Source organism: Streptomyces sp. CNQ085, from assembly GCF_022614595.1.
GTDB lineage: Bacteria > Actinomycetota > Actinomycetes > Streptomycetales > Streptomycetaceae > Streptomyces.
The window spans coordinates 64,188-66,063 of the sequence record NZ_JAJFAU010000008.1 but is presented as its reverse complement, the minus strand read 5'-3'; the positions used below and the strand labels follow the sequence as shown (position 1 = coordinate 66,063).

The following is a 1,876-nucleotide window of genomic DNA, read 5'->3' as shown; positions in this document are numbered from 1 at the left end:
AGTTCCGGGCCATCGCGACCCGCTTCGACAAACTCGCCAGCCGCTACCGGGCCGGACTCCACCTCGCCGCACTCGTCCTCTGGCTCCGCGAACCCAGACAAGATCATTTGTCAGACAGAACCTAGGCCGGTGATGCGGGTGGTGGAGCAGCGGAGCTTACGCAGCAGCCGCCAGGATTTGAGGGCGGCGACCGCCTGCTCGCCCAGGGCGCGGATGCGGGCGTGGGAGCGGTTGTGGGCCCGCTGTCCGGCCGAGAGCGTCTCCCAGCGGCCCCAGTAGGGCACCCGGACGGCGGGGCCGGCGCCGCGGTAGGCCTTGTCCGCCCAGCAGGCCGCATCGGCCTCGGTCAGGGCGTCGATGATGCCGTGGGTGCGGGCCGCGCGGAGGTCGTGGACCGCTCCTGGTAGGGCCGGGGAAGCCCAGAGCAGCTTCCCGGACGGGTCGGCCAGGATCTGGATGTTCATGCCGTGCCGCTTGTGCTTTCCCGAGTAGTACGGTCGGTCGGCGGCGATCCGGTCGATCGGCAGCAGGGTGCCGTCCAGGATCAGATACGCCTTGGCGGCGGCCGTCTTCATGGCGTCGGCCAGGTGCGGCGCGAGGGCCGCCAGGACTTCCACGGCCTCACGGATGTAGCGGTAGACGGTGGCAACCCCGATCCGGAAGGCCGCGGCGAGCCGGGCGTAGGTGTCGCCGCAGCGCAGATGTGCCAGGACCAGCAGCGCCTGGCGGTTGCTGGAGAGGCGGCGCCAGCGGCAGCCGATGGCTCTGCGCCGCTCGGCCAGGTGACGGCTGAGGAACCGCAGGGCCGAACTGGACAGATCGATCGCCGATGGGTAGACAAGCACACGAAGCTCCTGGCCTGACAGGTTGATCTTGGTCGACAACCCATCTACCAGGAGCTTCGTCTGTTGCTACCGCCAGGGTCCGCCCCACCTTCAGCTCCAGGTTGAAAACGGCTCACTGAACTGGTCCCGCTGGCGACGCCGCCACCAGGCCACAGCCCGCCGCTGCCACTACCACCGCCGCACCCGAGGTCACTAACTCCCCACACTTGATGGCCCATCAGCCGAGCACACTCAGAAACAACGCTCTGACCAGCAGCGATAGCGAACTGCGACTGGAGTATTAGGCGGCTCACTCCGAAGGACCAGCTGGGAAAGTTCCTAGCTGGTCCTTCGTCGTTCAGCGCCGCCGGGCGGCGGCGCCCTCCGTACGCGCCATGGCCCCGCCTCCTCGGCTCCCGTCCGGTCTTCCGTCCGTTCCCAGCGTCGTCCGGCGGGTGGGTGGGTGTACGCGCCTCGCGGCGGGCCGCGGCCGGAGGTGTAATGGGAGGAGGAGCGTTACCGAACGATGGGAGCGACCCGTGTCCCGCACCGACGCCCTCCGGTACGCCAAGCCGGATACGGTCCTCGGTCGTGACGCCGAGTGGGAGGCGCTCGCCGCCTTCGCCTCCGACCTCCGGCCCGGGCCCGGTCTCGGCGTGGTCTCGGGACGGCTGCGGCAGGGCAAGACGCATCTGCTGCGGGCGCTCACCGAGGCCGCCGGTGGTTTCTGGTTCGGCGCGCAGGAGGCGGTGCGCTCGGAGTCCCTGCGCATGCTGGGCGAGCGGATCGCCGAGTACGCTGGCGCGCCCGCGCGGGGCCGCCCGCGCGACTGGGAGACGGCGGTGGAGGCCCTGCTGGGGCTGGGGGAGGGCGGGCCGCTGCCGGTCGTGGTCGACGAGTTCCCCCGTCTGGTGCGGCAGAGCCCGTCGCTGCCGTCCGTGATCTGCGCCGCCCTGCACCGCCGCAGCGCTGTCGCGGCGATGAGAGTGACCCAGCGGTTCTCCACGGCCGGCAGCAGCGAGTCCTGCTGCGCCTTGCTGAAGCGGTGGATC

At 70.6% G+C, this 1,876-nt stretch carries 1 protein-coding gene and 2 pseudogenes; 2 read left to right on the top strand and 1 reads right to left on the bottom strand.

The annotated features are described in order from the left end of the window. Positions 1–125: pseudogene (locus LJ221_RS03300) on the top strand (IS5/IS1182 family transposase); the annotation flags it as partial. On the opposite strand, the gene LJ221_RS03295 reads toward LJ221_RS03300, so the two are convergent. Then, complete coding sequence (locus LJ221_RS03295; RefSeq protein WP_241713552.1) at positions 111–845, bottom strand: transposase family protein; 735 nt, start codon at positions 843–845, stop codon at positions 111–113. The pseudogene LJ221_RS03300 and the gene LJ221_RS03295 sit on opposite strands and share 15 nt — an antisense overlap. Positions 846–1,363: 518 nt before the next feature. Between LJ221_RS03295 and LJ221_RS03290 the strand changes: the two are divergent. After that, positions 1,364–1,876, top strand: a pseudogene (locus LJ221_RS03290) (ATP-binding protein); the annotation flags it as partial.